We start from the raw sequence: 15714 nt of genomic DNA, 5'->3' as shown, positions 1-15714 counted from the left end.
TGGTTAAAAGACATAAGGCCACTCTTAGTATCTATAGTAAGTTGTTCTATCTTTGGAGCATATTGGCCAAAATGGTTCGTAGCTATGATGGGGGTATAAGCAATGGCACCAAACAAAACGCTCAAGTCGCAACCCGCTTCGCGGCCTGCTGGGACAAAAACACAATGCGTCCCCAACATTTTCGCAATGTATTTTTGCCCCTTAATTTTGTGTAAGCAACCAAGGAAAATTCAGTGAAAAAGGCACTTTCAATTCTATTCGTTTACCTAGTTTCTTTGGCAACGCTTGCAAACGAGCCGCTTCATGAGTCTGAGTTAAGGGAATTGACTCAGCGATTTATCGAAGCAAAAAATCAACGTCAGCAACCAGATTCAACGCCAAAAGACGTTGATTACTTTTTGTCATTTTTGGCAGATGAATTTAAGGATGAACACGTTAAGTTTAAGGAACATGCAAAAGGGCAACCTAGTCACATGGACGAACCCGTCGAATATACGGCAATAAATATCATGTCATTGGAATTTAATGACCACGGTAAAATAATACACATAAGACGCCATCATGGGCTCTAGTTGATCGTTTAACAAAGCGCTAAACACGTTCCCTTCGGTTACTGGGCTATGTCAGTCCATATGAATACGAAGCGACTTCCGCTTAACATGTACGTCCAATTTTAGTGGGTAAGACCAGTGACCTTATGAAATATTTAACAGTTGCTCTTATTTTCATATTCGCTTCTTTGGGCGCAGTTGCTGAGCAGTGCGAAGTAATATTCTCGAATGATCAATTTCAGCTGTACGCAAAAGAGTCATCGGCAAACAGCGCTCACCATTTCACTTACTATGACATATACGCTATTCATCGAGTCACGAATGAGAAAACCTTGATTTCCACTTAGCTTGTCATTGACGATGTTTCGAATGTCATCAGAGTCAATGAATATGAGTATTTTTATCGAGCATTTCTTGGTGGCAATAGTCCACAATCTGAACAAAGGCATGTTTTATTATTTGTAGACGCTGGAGTTGTTACGAATGGTGGCATCTTTTCCGGTATAGAAGACATAGACATGGACAATGAAGATGATTACTTTTTATTAGAACTAACAAATATTGGTGCAAACACATACCAAGACGAGTACTCAAAGGTAAAGCTAGTTATTCAAGACAAGAAATTGGTTGTATCAAAGTGAAGTCACATAACAAATCACTGTAGTCACTCGCTCTCGTTGGGATACAAACCTCTATTTTCCAATATTATTTTTTGGCCTTAACTTAGTGTTAGGTAAGAGCATGAAAAATTTATTCTTTATTTTCGTTTTAAGCATACCATTATATGTGAATGCAAACTCCCAAATGAGTTTGGAACACCAAGCATATGAGTTCGTTTTTAATGAAATCATGCAAGATGCTGTCTCTGAAATATACATAATGAATACTTTTCAATATGGCAGGTTAAAAGATGAAGAATTCAAAAAAAACATAGATGTGTTCATATCAACAAGTAAAATGCCAAAACCTCTTGTAGTCGAACTCATCAATAGGGAAAGCGGCAGCAAAAAAGTCAGCTGGAAATCAATTATGGTTAATGCAACGTTTTTCAGTTTCAAACATTTAATTGAACCGCCAAACGAATATTATTACGTATCGCATGTTGCCGTTGATCGCGAGAATCTGGAAGCAGTATTATTAATTGGTAACTATTGCGGGGTTCTTTGCGCCTATGAGAGGTTAATTCACATTAAGAAATATGGTTTACAGTGGCGTCTTGTGTCGGGAGAACTACTTTTCGTTTCGTGACGCACACACCTGACAATAAACGCAAGTCGCTGGCACAAAAACACAATTCGGCGTCGCTATTTTCGCATTGTGATTTTGCCATTAGCTTAGTCTTATAAGTCAATATTGAGTTCATATGTTTGAATGGGAAGTAGAGACAAAACCTCTCACTTATGGAAGTGGCACTGGTCTGGTGCTTCTGTTACGGTGGTTGTTTAAACCCAAAGGTTATCGCGACCTCGTCACGCATCGACTATTTAAGAAAAATGGAAAAATCTATTACCAAAGAGACGGAGCGACCCATTGGATACTAGATCCATCAGGCTTTTCTCATATAGAAATTCAGCAAGAAGACGGAAGTCCTTTTAACGATGCTTATCACGTTTTAATTCATACGAAAGACAAGGATATCTATTCTTTCGAGTGCACATTAGTGTATGAGGAACTGAAAAAGTTGGAATTTTCGATAAGTGAAGAATGGTGTAACGTATGACAAAATGCTTATGTCGCAACGCGATGCATGGACCGCTTTTACAAAAACACAATGCGGTTCCGCTATTTTCTCAATGTTCTTTGACCCCTCAGTTTAGTGTTATACATCATGAAATTTATCTTACTTATTCTTTCGTCCTGTTTGCTCGTTAGCTGTACCGATGATAATAAAAACGTAGCTAAATCGGGTCTCAGCAAATATTGCCAATATGACTTACAAGAGTCATTTGAAGTGCTTTTATATACCTCAGAACTACCAGCAGACGACCTAAAGCTGATTGAATATGAAATGTCGTCAATTATTATGTCTGAAATTGATTATGAAAATGCTTTGTTAGAAATTCAGGATAATTGTTGTTTCCATGAACGTAAGCATCCAACAAACCTTCAGTTTCGTATTTTCGTTAATGAGGAGCCTGATGTTGCTAAAGTCTCGTGTTTGTTCGACGTGTTCAATAAAAGTATTGTCTACATTTATCGTCGGTGGGAGAATGTATAAATAATGCTTAAGTTGCAACCCGCCGCACGAGCCGCTGAGACAGAAACACAATTCGGCTTAGCGATTACCGCATTGTATATTTGCTCCTAATCGAGGTTTTATGTTTCTCTATGAAGATTCGACATCGTAATCTTATTTATTTGATTTTGATTTCTGGTGCCAGTGTCGCTCATGGGATTGGGTTAAGTTTCGCCCCAATTCATGACAATTTTGAGTTCGGAATTGATAACTTTGTATTGGGAGTTTTCGGGTTCTCAGCGATGTCTTTTGTCACTTCATCAATTAATCTGTGGTTGAAAAAGTCAAAAGATTACTGGGAAAAACCAAGCGTGGACATGAAGCTATTTGGCGCAAAGTCACCACTTGCTATGTTTGTTGGATTGGGGACTGTCTTTTCAGTGTCTTCTGTATCTGCACTAACCGGTTACTTTATCGAAATGGGCTCGATGAGTAATGCCTATTTGTTTTTTTAATGGGGGGAGTAATTTGCTTCGCTACGGCAGGTATAAATTACTTCGCATTCAAATCTCACTACGAGAAACATAACAATCAAGTACAGCCGACACTAAAAAACGGCAAGGCTAAGTAGGGTGTTAGGTGTTTCGTGAAATCTGAAGCTATTAATAGATTCGTAAGTAATATTGAACGCTTGCTCAGAGGGGAAAAATTAGACTTATATAAAGGAATGGTATCCTCGTCCTTTGAATACATTGCTGCCGAAATCCTCACAGACCAACTTCAAGAGGGTATTTGGTATGACGGTGTTTCAGGTATGATTCCTTCGTTAACAAAACACAACCAAGTACGTTTTGTGGGCGAGATGTATGTCTGTCTGAATCAAGAGAAATTTTGGCAAGAGCCTTTTCTTGCGCTCGTAACTGATAATAGAACGCATGATCAAGGAATCAATGTATATGTGAAAATTGGTCAGCTTGAAGGTGAAAAAGAACTTCTATCAATGGATTGGCGGTATAGGAACACATAACGAGGCACTCAACCAGTTTACTGGGATAGAAATAAGAGGGCTCTGTTGTTTCGCTCGTGTTTTAGCTCAGGTGATACTGCCTATTATTTGAATACAAGATATCAAGGAGGATAATTTGAAATACGAAGTTTTATGGAAAGAATTATGGCTAACACTGACTAAATTTATGAGTTTGGCTATATGCATCCCGTTGATTTTCGTTTTTGTTGTCAGATTCTTCAAAAGTGATTTTAGCCTAGAGGTGACGTTTGAACATATCAGCATCTTAGAGTTGCCTTTGTTTTTTGGTGGGTTTATTGGTTTCTCAGCGGCGATATCATTTTTGATAGCCTTATACATACGTGCTAGCGCGGTTAGAGTAGAGGGTGGCTATTTGGTAGGCAGGAATTATTGGTGTTTTAAAAGACAAATACCTGTCAAACATATTTCTCAAATTTATCCGTTTAGTAATAATGGAATTGAGGCGTTAGTCGCGGATGGTGGTGTTTATGGTAAGGTTTATATATCAACTCATACAAAGAACCTCGATAAGCTATTGGAACAACTGAAAGCAGAAGGCGCAAATGTTGACGCCTAACAAAACGCTCAGGTCGCAGTTGACTGCGACAACCGCTTGGTCGTATCAGCGCGGCGGCAGCGCTATTATCGTCGCGCTTTTATGACTCTTAGCTTAGTTAAAGCTCTCATTTAAGTTTGATTTTATGGAATCCATTTTTCAAGTATCGATGTTTCCTGCAATTGAAAACATGTATGTTCCTGTTGCCTTTTGTATCCTCGGGCCAGCGGTTTTGTATCGAGCAGTCAAAAACAAAAAACAAGCCAAGAGAATGTTCAACCTTTTTTGGGGAAGCATTGCAACGGTAGTTGGAACTCTGTCGCTTGTAAACACATTTATAAATCAGTTTTCAGTTTACTTAAATTTGACGACTAATGATTATGACGTTTCGACTGGTATTGTTGAAGTTCTGCGTATTCAACCTCAAAGTGGGCATGCACCTGGAGATCTAATTAGAGTTGGAAACAAGGAGTTTGAGATTGATTATTTTGTGATTACCCCGTGTTACAGAAAAACAATTTCCAATGGTGGGGCTTTAACTGCTGGAAAGCATGTTGTTTTATATTCGAACGCCGACTGCATTTTAAAAATAGTGTTGAGTGATGAAAGTTAACAAGCTAATTTTAGCGCTACCAAGCAGCTCGGACATTTGTTTCAGTGCTTTAAGCTCAATAAGGATGTCCACTTTAAGTGGATAAGACCAGTGCCAAGTGAATATTCAACCTCACGTAGGAATAAATGGCTTATTGTTCGGAATGGATATGACCAAGGTTAGGTCTATTGCTGGCCAGCCTCTTAATATCGATTACTTCATTCCTATACCAAGTAACCCTGAGGATAGGGACATAATATGGTCATACAAGGATGGATTAGAATTGAGTTTCTCTTCCGATTACGATTTTTTGCTAACCACTTTCACGTCATCTTCTAGAACAATAAAACTTGAACATAAATTCATAGTAGGTAGAGCGATTAGCGAACTCCGAGCGGACTTTCCTCAACTCACTCTAGAGGATGACTTTGAAGAAACTGGTCAAAGTTATGAGCTTACTCATTTGAGCGTTTCATTCTGGGTAGTAGATAACATCGTGAGCAACGTGTTAGTTTTTTCCTGAATACAAGAGTGATGGTCAATCAATTATCTGGCCCAAAGCAATGAATAGCTGTGGTATCTAGCAAAACAATCAAGCCACTCGCTTCTTTTACTATGACAAAAACGAAAGAGAGCGCTTCATTCTAGTAATGAGCGATAGGAAAAAAGGATATGTCTAAACAAGGAAAAGTAAACTCGACGTGGTGGGTTGCCGCTCTAGTCGAACGTTTTCAATTCGACCACGAAGACCTGTCTAATCCAAAACGTCGATGCCGAGCCTTTACGAATACCATCATTCTTCAAGCAGAAGATAGGAACCACGCCTACACAAAGGCCATTGAATATGGAAAGCTAGGTAAGGATGAAAATAGTGATTGGTCAGATGAAAAGGGTCGAAAAGGCAAATGGGTTTTTGAAGGCTTAGCTAGCCTTACACGTATGATCGATCAAGAGATAGATCCAGATGGAACAGAAATATGTTTTGAAGACGATATCGGAATTTCTGTTGGCCGAGTAAAATCTTGGATAAGGTCAAAAGAGGAACTAGAGGCTTTTAATGGTGATGAGTGAGACATAAAACAGAAAACTTGGTTTTTGTCACAACTCGCTACGAGGGTCTTTTAGTGTAGTGTTATGAATAAAGGAGAAACATATTGAAGTTATTTTTAGCGCTAGTTCTATTACTTACCGTCAACAAAGTTCACTCAAAAGAAGAAGATGTGGTTAAGGTAGATCCTAATCTTTCGGGAATTTTTTCTACTTTCGCGAAGCTATGTGCTGGGGAAATAAAGGACGAATCTGATATAGCGGGGGCAGACCAATTGAATAGAAGCGGTTTGGATTATAGCCTTGACAGCCTAAAGCTATTAGATTCGTATTTACTTTCTGTTCATCAAAAGATTAGTTCTTTTCCTCAAAAGGAGCTAGAAAATACGGTGCTATGGTGCGGAGCTTATGTTGGTGAAGTTATCACTCGAACAGCGAAAGGTGATTATCTTTGGGAAGCTTATGATTCTTATGTTGAACGAAATCCTGAGATTAAAGAAGTCATGCCCCTAAGTTTTACAACTCGAACGATTTTGGTTTCTGGTGAGGATGGTAAAGCCATGACTCTCCCTGTGAATAAAGTATATCGCTTCCTAACTGAAGGCCCAGAAAACAATATTCACTATTACGGGCAAGGTTTTATTAACTAGCGATAAACGCATAATAAAATGTGTCTGCTAAACCACTTCTAAAAAGTATTTAACTATAGATGAAAGTTGTAGCTATTAGCGGTATCTCTGGAAGTGGTAAAACATCACTCGTTAAAGAACTATCTAGTTCGTTGTCATGTCCCGTCATGTTCTTCGACGACTTTGTTGATGAGTGTTCATATCCAAAAGACATGAAACAGTGGGTGCTAAACGGTGCTAATGCCACCGATATTAAAACACCGAGAATGCATGAAGCGTTACTAGAACTCAGATCTAGCGCAAAATCTGAATACGTTGTTGTCGAAGAGCCATTTGGAAAATGTAGAGCGCCCATTTCCGAGCTCATCGACAAAGTCGTATTATTGGATATGCCATTGGAAATATGCCTTGCTCGCGTTATTTCCAGAAGTATTGCACAGTCAGAAGGCGACTCAACTCGCAACATTAATCAGTACTTGCTTAAATGCAATGAGTTTTTAAGGGACGCATATATCAAGACGAATTTGCAGGCACGTGGCACCAGCGATTTGATTATTGATAGCGTATATTCCGTTCAGGTGTTAGAAAATATCATCATCAATTGGCTTAAATCAGGTGCGAACTAATACAAACTTTCAATTGTGGAGTAACTATGAAACCTCATGGTGATTATAAAATAAAAGTGTCGGGCAACATCGTTCACACATTCCCAGTTGGAGGTTTTAATTCTGAGGGAATAGAAGAGTTACACAAGGATATCTTAGCTAAAGCGCCTAAAAATTCTTGGGTCCTATTTGAGCATCCATTCAATACTGCCGGTTTGACGCCAGAGGCAGTCGACGAAATTGTTCGTTCATACCAGTGTTTTGAAACTAACCGCTGTTTAGCGATCGCATTGGAGTTATCATCCACATGGCAAAGATTGTTTGAGACATCAATAGTAGAACACTTGAATATCCCAGTTTATTTGGGGAGTAGTGGAGAGAGTCTTGAACACAAGCTTGTAGAAAAGCTTAGTGAAAACACATAACAGGGTGTGCAATGAGTCTCAGTAAGGAAATTTAGAACATGGAATCATCGGTAGTCGTGAATAGTTCATCTGTAAGTGGGTCAGCAGACAATCGGTTTTTTGGCGTATTCGCGCTTTTTATTACTTTCATAGTGTTTGGAGGTTTTGGGTTAAGTTGGTTTTTTAACCCCAGTAATATAGAGCGAGTTACTTTCTGGACTGGTTTGCATGGTGTTTTTAGTTCAGCATGGTACTTGTTGCTTCTTGGTCAAATAAAATTAGCGGGCAAAGGTCGCTATTTAACCCACAAAACCTTTGGAAAGTTGAGCGTTTTCCTAGTGCTCGGAATTTTGTTAACTGGGTCGATAATGGCTTACGAGTTTTATCATCGCTTGGTAGGCTTCGGTGTTTTCAACCCAGAAGATGCACAAGCCAGATTACGAGCAGGTGGTTTTCTAGGCGGTGTTTTTTTACAGTGGCTAATTTTCTTAGTGCTTTACGCACTGGGTATTCTGAGTATTAAAAATCCAGCTCACCATAAACGGTTCATGATCGCGGCAGCTATTCAAATGATGCCAGAGGGCTTAAATCGCGTCACACACTTACTTTCAATACCTGGCTACTCCATGTTTGTTTTTATGTGTGTAGTTTACCTCTCTCTTATGCTTTTTGACTGGAAAGTACATAACCGTTTGTATGCCAGTACGGTATTGTCATTTTCTTTGTTCGTCGTATTAGCACTTGCTATGCATACGATTTTCAGATGGCAAACGTGGGGGGACTGGTCAGTAAAAATGATCAGCAGTTTCTAACATATAAAAAATAAGATAGAACTGCAGGGGCGCAATTGGTGCGACAAAGAGTGCTTCTGCTCAGCCTAGTGTTATATGAAAAGGATTGAAAATGACACTTCTTATATTGTTAGCTTTCTTCGGTCCAGGTGATCTTCATACGATCCAATTTGGAAACTGTAGTAGTTTGGAAAGTGAGTTTATATCTACACATTTTGCACGTGGAAATTTAAATAGCGACAACTTGGTTGATAGAGATTCGTACAGTGCGGAACATCAACTATCGGTTGTTTGTAGTTTAAGAAATGCTTTAGTTTTAGATGGATTGTCATTTACTCTGGAATCTGAGCGGGATGCTCCTAATCTATTCATATCAGTACGCAATGGTCTAGATGGAAGCTCCAAAACATATGGCCCATTTATCAGCTATTTCAAATAACAAAGCATTTATGTCGAAATTTGCCTCGCGTGTCTTGATTCTCCGTTAGCTCTTTGTTGTGCGTAGGTGGACTACCAATGAATTCTAATTAAAAAAACGTCGGTGGTCTTTTATTTGTGTTGACGTTTTTGTATTTGGTAATCACTTACAGTTATGTATATTAGAAAATATTAACATTAGGGCGTAATGCCTAAATTTAGGTGTTATCTCATACAGCTGTAGGGAAAACATAATACGACTTTTCAGTTCTCAAATTTTATACAGGGTTAAATTGAATGGATAAAAAAAGTTATGTTCAATTTGGAAGTAGTTTGATTGGGATTGGCGGTTTTATGGCTGGTGTTCCTACTGCCCTAGCAATTCAGAGTTCTTTTATTGTAGTTGTGAGTATAGTCGGTGTTTCCATTGGAGGGGTTGGTATTATGTTAACAGTTTTTCCGTTTATTCCTAGATTCGATGAGCCTGATTTGGAGGTTCGAAGAGTAAAGAGAAATGATTTAAAGGGAGCATACTTATACTGTGGTGGAATATTTGGTGACAATTTCTCTAGCTACAATCAAATGAAAGCGTGGTTTCATCACAATGAAAAAGTGTTTTGGATTTTAGAGGAAATCAAGAAGAAAGGAGCTATTTCTTTGACCAAAATTATAGGCTTCTATTCAGTTCTTCCATTGAACAAAAACGGCTTTGAAATGGTCATGAACAACCAACTTGATGGTAGAGGCTTTACTGTAGAGCATATTACTAAAGATTTCAGAAGTGCTACTGCTTTGTATGTTGGCGTAATCGCCTCAGATGGAAGAAAGGCACGACACCAATCTATTGCTTCTTTACTGACAACGGTGCAGCAACTACGAGAGGCGAAAGATATACCTATTTTAACGCGCCCAACAACCACAGAAGGTCTTCACTTAGCTAAGCGTAGAGGCTTTGAAGCAATCGATGGCTCAGGTACACAAGACCTTGATAAAGTGTATAGACACCGAGATGTATAACATTAGGCATCTTATTCAGTTGCTTTTAATAACATTGGGATGCGAGCGTATGGTTGCGTTAGCCCTAAAAGGATAATTTCATGGAAAAGCAGTATTTACAATTTGACGACTATGATGGAAATTCCATCGTAGGTAGTAGAGACGGATTGCTTGAACTTCAAAGGACTTTAAATGAATGTCTTGAAGAAGGTTCCTCTGAAATTATCCACGAAGGTTCAACTTGGCTGAGAATAGAACTTAAGAATGATTTGTGCGAACCAGAGCCACTATCATTAGTTGATAACCTAAAATTTACGATTGAGCTTTTGCTTATCGGCACTTGGTTTTTGTTTTACCATTCGTGGCAATAGGTTTGATACTCCTACAGTTTTTTACTTCTGGAGAATACTCTACTTGCAATAAAACCATCGAATACCTAACGCCACTGCCAAACGTTGTTAATGATAAACCTTAACAAGTTGGTCACTTTACAGCTGGGTATGAATCGCAGCTCAGCTGTTTCCAATTGTATTTTTGCTCAATAGCTCATTTCTTGGTTTCAAGATGAAAAATAAATGTATGTTTATTGTTTTGATCTTAGTTCTAACTATCGCGCCATTTACGTACAAATGGTGGCCACCTGGTAAGCTGCAAGATTACGCAGTATTGTTCGACCATTCAGAAGACTTTTTGTCTCTTTATCGGTACTCGGCCACTACAAACTTTGACGCTATAACCTGGTGTAAAGGCGATCATTACAATAGCTTCAATAAAGAGGGTAGAGCCTTGACTACGTCAGAGATCGATTCTGATCCGGAAGTGAAAAAGTTTATAATTTATGCGGAAACAAAAGAAGCACCATGCTTTTCAGCACATAAAACTGATGAAAAATGGCTGATTCACGCTGGCAAAGGTGGCTTTAGAACAGAATTAAATGGCAGGCCTGCGATGTCACAAATTTCCAGGTTCTATTACAACTCTGCGTCAAACAATGAATTAGGCTGCACTGAACACGGCAATGTGGACTCTAAATTGGTGAGTTGCACACAATACATGTTTTCAGATTGGTATATGCTCGAACAAACATTGACCTATCAACTTCAGGGCATCAAAAGCGATGATATCTTATAGACGTTCAGAAATAGACTCGTTACAGAGGCACTGCAAATTGCCTATGCCATGCGCTAGATACTAATGGTTAAATTCAGCGTTTCAGTTTTACCATTTGGAACAAGATAGAAAGAAAGTCGCTCCATTTGAAAAACTGCTGCATTTAAACGGATACTCGGGTAGTGGCGCATCCACCATACCTGCTCTGATAGCATTTGTATTCGTGTTCTGTTGGTATCTAAAAGATGGTACCTAAATAGTACTGATGCGCTTTGGTTTAGTGTTGTACGCTTAACAATTAGATATTAAGGGCAAAGATTATGGAAGATAGCTTATATTTAGTTTTTTACTCAGCCTCTGAATTTATTGCAGCACTTATTGGATTTATTGGCGTCATTTTTGTTGCCGTAGGTTCATATAAACTACTCAATTCATCTGCTGTTCCTTGGAACAAGGTACTCTTTATCTCAATAGTAGCCTCAGTGGCACTTTCACTAGTAGAATGGCTCGTAATTTCGCTCTTATTGGACCCTGAGGATGTGTCTGTGCTAATTGGCGAAAGCATTTTTCTAGTACTCAGTACACTACCTTTTCTGACTGCGAGTGTCGCTATATTCAAACTTAGTCACTATGTTAGCAATGATACATAGCGGTAGGTATTTAGCCTTCTAGACACTAGATGTGGATGTTATGCTTGGGTTGATTCTTAGAAAAAATGTAGAGATACAAAATTATGGCTTTTTATAGTATTGGATGCTCTTGCTTACCAAAGTTTGGAATTAGAACTTCTGGAGATACAGGAACAAATTTTTTTGATTGGTTAATCACAGATGTAAATGCACTTGAGAAATCATTAGTTGGCTTTTCTGAAGAACAATTTCTCAATAATGGCGTTGAGGTATGTGACAACGAGCTCCGTGTTAAAGATCTGTATACTGGCTTGCGTTTTCAGCATGATTTTCCAGTTTTTTCGAATGATAAAATTGATCCATCTAAAATTGATGGTGCTATTTCTGAAATTAGAGAAAAATATATACGTAGAAGGAATAGGTTATTCGAAGAATTCCATAATGATAATAGCCCTACGCTAATACGATATGAATGGGAGATAGCAAACGGAGATGAGGGGAGAGAGGAGACCTATGCAAGACGCATCAAAGATGTGATTGATGCCTCCTTGGGTAAAGACTACAACCTTATCGTCATTTCTAATGATATTCTTAGTAACCGTGTAAAGGAGAATACACTTTTTTTCAAATCATGACTAATAAAGACCAGCCTTGGCTCCCGGAAAGTAAAAGTTGGGAAGAGATGTTGAATATGCATAACAAGGCCTTTAAGCGGAAATAGTCGCTCTAGATGACGTTAGCATGCTTCTAGTAACAGAGAGAGTGCTTTTTGATCTTTTGCTCACTTAACTTCTTAGCGTTTTGCGAATATTGTACGCCCATTATGCTTGTCGAATCATTGTTTATAAGGACTTAACGTATGCTATTACCAATGTTTGCTATGGTCTGCCTTACATTCTTCGTTGGCCTTGTGGCAGTTCGGTGTAGGATCTTAAGCGTCAAATCAGGAAGCTCGAAAGTTAAAGCGTTCAAGCTAATGGACGGAGACTTTCCAGAGAATGTTATTGCCTCCACACGATGCTTCAATAATCAATTCGAAGTTCCTGTTTTGTTCTATGTTGCTTGCCTTGCGTTAATGCTCTTTGAGCAATCTGATAGCTCTATCGCTTCTGTGTTAGCGTGGTTGTTTGTGGGGCTACGTACAATACATGCTTATATTCACATCACCTACAATCATATACTTCATAGAATTATCGCTTTTTGGAGTAGTTTTTTAGTCGTTATGGCAATGTGGCTGTATTTGCTAACAGTGGTTTATAGTATCCAATAAGAGTACTAGTAGCTCTAACTGAGGTTGAATCAGTGCATTAACTTAAGAGTTGAGATAATTATTTTTAAAAGGGAATTTATGTTGCGTATATTAATCGTTTTACTCATCTTCACACTCGTTGGGTGTAAATCAACTAAACCAACGTCCAGACTGGAACAGCTTGTTGAAGCTCACAGGAACTATGCGGAAGAGCTAGAGAAGGAAGATCCAACACCACAAGTGCACACGACTAATAGCTCGTTATTCTGTTTAAGCCAAGAAGAGTATGACTTAGCGTCCAACAGTACTTCAGGTAACGTTTTAGACATTACAGACGAGGAACTAGAGGTAAAACCTAGACTTTTACGCAGTGTTCCACCTAAGGACCCCGAAATAGCTCTAGAAAATAACATCGAAGGGTATGTGAAAGCTTCTACTGTAATAGACGAAAGAGGTTGTTACATCGATATACAAATTGTTGAATCTAGCCCGGAAGGTGTTTTTGATGACTCAATGTTCGAAGCACTAAGAAAGTGGCGTTATTCTCCCGGATATTCAAATGGTAAACCCGTAAAGGTTAGCGGTTACATGCAATTTGACTTTCAGTTCGGACCGAAACCACAAGCAGAGGCTGCACCAGAACCAATACTGTACAACGATCTAGAAAGTCTTGCCGCAGACAAGTTATCTGAATCCCAAAATTAGAGAGCATTGGTTAATGCCGAGCTGGTTGAATATGCAAGCCGTAAAAGTAGAATTGCCCAAACCTCAAACACCGTCCAAAAGGAATTAATTGTTTGGAAATATGTCACGCTACCATAGAGGATGCAGAGAAATTACTTGAGCTTCAGCGCCTTGCTTACCAATCAGAGGCCCAATTGCACAATGACTTTAGCATTCCACCGCTAACGCAAACTCTTGACGAACTGAAAGCAGATTTTGAAAGTAAGACCATATTGAAAATAGTTGAAGAAGGTCAGCTATTAGCAAGCGGCCAAGCACGCTTAGTGTCTGATACTTGCCATATTGGCCGCATGGCAGTGTGGCCTGAGCTTCAGGGTAAGGGCGTTGGTGGTAAGCTACTTTCTGCCCTCGAAACTCTATTTCCCCAGGCCAATCGCGTAGAACTATTCACCGGAGAGTTTAGTGCGTCTAATTTAGCTATGTACAAGCGAAGAGGTTATGTTGAGTTTAAAACTGCTCAATTGGGAAAAACCAGAGTCGTTTATTTAGAGCGCGTGTTAAAACGTGCTTGATGGGGCATAATAAACAGCTATTGTTCAAGTGTAACTGATTGTTGTAAAAGCGAATATCAATGGAAACCGTATCAATACTAGTAGATGTACAAAATGTCTACTACACAACCAGACAAGCGTTCGGACGAAACTTCGATTACAACAAGTTTTGGGCTGCAGCTACACACAACAGAAAAGTGGTTAACGCCGTTGCTTACGCCATCGACAGACAAGACGAAAAGCAACGTCAGTTTCAAAATATACTCAGAGCAATTGGTTTTGAGGTAAAGCTAAAACCATTTATTCAACGATCCGATGGTTCTGCAAAAGGGGATTGGGATGTCGGTATTACACTCGACGCAATGGAGTATGCTGAACAGAGTGACAACATAGTTCTCGTGTCAGGTGATGGTGACTTTGACTTATTAGTAGATAGGATCAAAGTGAAAAAGAACACTTCTGTTGAAGTTTATGGTGTAGAAAAACTCACTGCGGTTTCACTGATTAATGCTGCAAACAAGTTTGTTCCAATAGAGTCAGATTTATTGCTCATTTAAAATGATTTAAAGGTATTTTGCTTAATGTGGTCAACATCTCGGCAAAAGTTATCTACCGCGTTCATGGCACTATGTTGTGTCGCAGGGTGTGCTGAAAGAAGCATAACTATTACTGACCAAAACGGCGAAATCGTCGGCGCTTGTGTTGCTGGCTTTGATTGGCATCTCTATGGTCTTCAAGACTCCATAGACTACATGCTTTATGAATGTGCCAAAGAATCGATAGCGCTGGGTTTGCAAGTATCTGACGAAAGGCTATTGACCCTTGATTTTACTTTACCACTCCCTCCCGAGGGTGATCTATGGAATAAAAAGTTAGCGATGCAACAATTTCATAAAGGAAGTATCACAGAAAAAGAGCTCGGCTACGTTCTTGCTGCTATTGAACACGAATATCAGACGACTGTTTTTTCAGCAGAGTCAGATTTGGCGAACGGCAAAATAACTCAAGATGAATTTGATATTATGGTTAAGAGTGCCACTTTAAAGTGGTTGGGAGAATAGTTTATCCATCACGCAAAGAAAAACAAAGGTCTTATCATTATAAAACTATATGGGGGCTCTGTTTCTATACTCGGTGCTTCGCTCTGAGTGGAAGCGTCTTTAGTTAAATATTTGCTTCTCGTTTGCGAATAGAAATATATCAAAGGAATCAGTTAAGTTGTTTGCAGTCTACTGGCGTATCCTTCTAGCAACAATTATCGCTATGAGTCTGGCTGTGGTTGTTCAAGCGCAGTTCAATGTATTGAGCATTATTGAAAATATCAACTACTATCCCACGGTGTTTTGGTCATTGGCTGCGTTGAGTTTTTTTGATCTTCTGTTTGTTTCAAAGACGCGGGTTAGCCTACATGTTATGGGGGAGTAAGCTTGGTCTAGATAGTTTGTTTTGGCGTAAATTGAATATAGCTAACCTCTACTTTCTGACTGCGTTGGCAGTGCTACCACTTTTTATCTACTCAGTGTTTAACGAATCTACTTGGGCTATATATAAGCTGTTTTTACAACCATTTGCGCTTCTTACCGTTCCGCTTTTTTATGCACGAAAGTTGCTAACCACTACAAAAATATAGTAAAACACCCGCGCGTAACCTCACTAAAACACGATACCTTGTTCTCTTGTTATTCGTTATTTGGTAGTTT

The 15714-nt window shown here is 39.1% G+C and carries 28 protein-coding genes; all 28 read left to right on the top strand.

Translation table 11 applies throughout. The features are described from left to right. The first annotated feature begins 233 nt into the window (after window positions 1-233). The 28 genes from EYS00_RS07550 to EYS00_RS21260 all read left to right on the top strand — a co-directional run bounded on the left by EYS00_RS07550 (window position 234) and on the right by EYS00_RS21260 (window position 15644). Entirely contained in the window at window positions 234-572 is a 339-nt protein-coding gene (locus EYS00_RS07550; protein ID WP_130635945.1) for a hypothetical protein, read from the top strand. 497 nt (window positions 573-1069) lie between these two features. Next, window positions 1070-1192: a hypothetical protein gene (locus EYS00_RS20880; protein WP_258313017.1), complete on the top strand. Its 123-nt coding sequence runs from the start codon at window positions 1070-1072 to the stop codon at window positions 1190-1192. A gap of 100 nt (window positions 1193-1292) precedes the next feature. After that, window positions 1293-1799, top strand: coding sequence for a hypothetical protein (locus EYS00_RS07545; protein ID WP_130635944.1), 507 nt, complete (start codon window positions 1293-1295; stop codon window positions 1797-1799). A 115-nt stretch (window positions 1800-1914) separates the two neighbouring features. Then, window positions 1915-2271 carry a hypothetical protein gene (locus tag EYS00_RS07540; RefSeq protein WP_130635943.1) on the top strand — a complete coding sequence of 119 codons (357 nt, stop codon included), beginning with the start codon at window positions 1915-1917 and terminating at the stop codon, window positions 2269-2271. 108 nt (window positions 2272-2379) lie between these two features. Beyond that, window positions 2380-2769 (top strand): hypothetical protein, encoded by a 390-nt coding sequence (locus tag EYS00_RS07535; protein ID WP_130635942.1) that lies wholly within the window; start codon window positions 2380-2382, stop codon window positions 2767-2769. A 110-nt stretch (window positions 2770-2879) separates the two neighbouring features. After that, a complete protein-coding gene (locus EYS00_RS07530) occupies window positions 2880-3242 on the top strand; it encodes a hypothetical protein (RefSeq protein ID WP_130635941.1) in 363 nt (120 codons plus the stop codon). 131 nt (window positions 3243-3373) lie between these two features. Next, window positions 3374-3754 (top strand): hypothetical protein, encoded by a 381-nt coding sequence (locus tag EYS00_RS07525; RefSeq protein ID WP_130635940.1) that lies wholly within the window; start codon window positions 3374-3376, stop codon window positions 3752-3754. A 115-nt stretch (window positions 3755-3869) separates the two neighbouring features. Then, window positions 3870-4331 (top strand): hypothetical protein, encoded by a 462-nt coding sequence (locus EYS00_RS07520; RefSeq protein WP_130635939.1) that lies wholly within the window; start codon window positions 3870-3872, stop codon window positions 4329-4331. Window positions 4332-4455: 124 nt separating this feature from the next. Further along, window positions 4456-4923: a hypothetical protein gene (locus EYS00_RS07515; RefSeq protein ID WP_130635938.1), complete on the top strand. Its 468-nt coding sequence runs from the start codon at window positions 4456-4458 to the stop codon at window positions 4921-4923. Between the two features lie 148 nt (window positions 4924-5071). Then, window positions 5072-5425: a hypothetical protein gene (locus EYS00_RS07510; protein ID WP_130635937.1), complete on the top strand. Its 354-nt coding sequence runs from the start codon at window positions 5072-5074 to the stop codon at window positions 5423-5425. A 149-nt stretch (window positions 5426-5574) separates the two neighbouring features. Further along, window positions 5575-5973, top strand: a complete 399-nt coding sequence (locus EYS00_RS07505) for a DUF4288 domain-containing protein (protein WP_130635936.1) — start codon at window positions 5575-5577, stop codon at window positions 5971-5973. An 83-nt stretch (window positions 5974-6056) separates the two neighbouring features. Continuing rightward, window positions 6057-6599 (top strand): hypothetical protein, encoded by a 543-nt coding sequence (locus EYS00_RS07500; protein ID WP_130635935.1) that lies wholly within the window; start codon window positions 6057-6059, stop codon window positions 6597-6599. Between the two features lie 59 nt (window positions 6600-6658). Next, window positions 6659-7204: an AAA family ATPase gene (locus tag EYS00_RS07495; RefSeq protein WP_130635934.1), complete on the top strand. Its 546-nt coding sequence runs from the start codon at window positions 6659-6661 to the stop codon at window positions 7202-7204. A gap of 26 nt (window positions 7205-7230) precedes the next feature. After that, a complete protein-coding gene (locus EYS00_RS07490) occupies window positions 7231-7608 on the top strand; it encodes a hypothetical protein (RefSeq protein WP_130635933.1) in 378 nt (125 codons plus the stop codon). Between the two features lie 38 nt (window positions 7609-7646). After that, window positions 7647-8399 carry a hypothetical protein gene (locus EYS00_RS07485; RefSeq protein ID WP_130635932.1) on the top strand — a complete coding sequence of 251 codons (753 nt, stop codon included), beginning with the start codon at window positions 7647-7649 and terminating at the stop codon, window positions 8397-8399. 91 nt (window positions 8400-8490) lie between these two features. Beyond that, window positions 8491-8817 carry a hypothetical protein gene (locus tag EYS00_RS20680; RefSeq protein ID WP_207301690.1) on the top strand — a complete coding sequence of 109 codons (327 nt, stop codon included), beginning with the start codon at window positions 8491-8493 and terminating at the stop codon, window positions 8815-8817. 275 nt (window positions 8818-9092) lie between these two features. After that, window positions 9093-9812, top strand: coding sequence for a hypothetical protein (locus EYS00_RS07480; RefSeq protein ID WP_130635931.1), 720 nt, complete (start codon window positions 9093-9095; stop codon window positions 9810-9812). Window positions 9813-9892: 80 nt separating this feature from the next. Next, window positions 9893-10162: a hypothetical protein gene (locus EYS00_RS07475; protein WP_130635930.1), complete on the top strand. Its 270-nt coding sequence runs from the start codon at window positions 9893-9895 to the stop codon at window positions 10160-10162. A 193-nt stretch (window positions 10163-10355) separates the two neighbouring features. Beyond that, window positions 10356-10922: a hypothetical protein gene (locus EYS00_RS07470; RefSeq protein WP_130635929.1), complete on the top strand. Its 567-nt coding sequence runs from the start codon at window positions 10356-10358 to the stop codon at window positions 10920-10922. 299 nt (window positions 10923-11221) lie between these two features. After that, on the top strand, window positions 11222-11551 hold the full coding sequence (locus EYS00_RS07465) for a hypothetical protein (RefSeq protein WP_130635928.1): 330 nt from the start codon (window positions 11222-11224) through the stop codon (window positions 11549-11551). An 83-nt stretch (window positions 11552-11634) separates the two neighbouring features. Continuing rightward, a complete protein-coding gene (locus EYS00_RS07460; RefSeq protein WP_130635927.1) occupies window positions 11635-12165 on the top strand; it encodes a hypothetical protein in 531 nt (176 codons plus the stop codon). Window positions 12166-12389: 224 nt separating this feature from the next. Beyond that, window positions 12390-12800, top strand: a complete 411-nt coding sequence (locus EYS00_RS07455) for an MAPEG family protein (protein ID WP_130635926.1) — start codon at window positions 12390-12392, stop codon at window positions 12798-12800. Window positions 12801-12878: 78 nt separating this feature from the next. Next, window positions 12879-13484, top strand: coding sequence for an energy transducer TonB (locus EYS00_RS07450; RefSeq protein ID WP_130635925.1), 606 nt, complete (start codon window positions 12879-12881; stop codon window positions 13482-13484). 92 nt (window positions 13485-13576) lie between these two features. Beyond that, the gene (locus tag EYS00_RS07445; protein ID WP_130635924.1) at window positions 13577-14035 is read left to right on the top strand and encodes a GNAT family N-acetyltransferase; all 459 of its coding nucleotides are present in this window, start codon (window positions 13577-13579) and stop codon (window positions 14033-14035) included. 59 nt (window positions 14036-14094) lie between these two features. Beyond that, the gene (locus EYS00_RS07440; RefSeq protein WP_130635923.1) at window positions 14095-14571 is read left to right on the top strand and encodes an NYN domain-containing protein; all 477 of its coding nucleotides are present in this window, start codon (window positions 14095-14097) and stop codon (window positions 14569-14571) included. Window positions 14572-14595: 24 nt separating this feature from the next. Then, the gene (locus EYS00_RS07435; protein ID WP_242618684.1) at window positions 14596-15075 is read left to right on the top strand and encodes a hypothetical protein; all 480 of its coding nucleotides are present in this window, start codon (window positions 14596-14598) and stop codon (window positions 15073-15075) included. Window positions 15076-15232: 157 nt separating this feature from the next. Then, complete coding sequence (locus EYS00_RS07430) at window positions 15233-15439, top strand: hypothetical protein (protein WP_130635922.1); 207 nt, start codon at window positions 15233-15235, stop codon at window positions 15437-15439. Then, entirely contained in the window at window positions 15423-15644 is a 222-nt protein-coding gene (locus EYS00_RS21260; RefSeq protein WP_130635921.1) for a hypothetical protein, read from the top strand. Before EYS00_RS07430 ends, EYS00_RS21260 begins: the two co-directional genes overlap by 17 nt. Window positions 15645-15714: the final 70 nt, after the last annotated feature.

This window comes from Alteromonas sp. KUL49 (assembly GCF_006538345.1).
Taxonomy (GTDB): Bacteria; Pseudomonadota; Gammaproteobacteria; order Enterobacterales; family Alteromonadaceae; genus Alteromonas.
The sequence above is the reverse complement of the archived record's forward strand: the minus strand, read 5'-3'. Positions and strand labels throughout refer to the sequence as shown.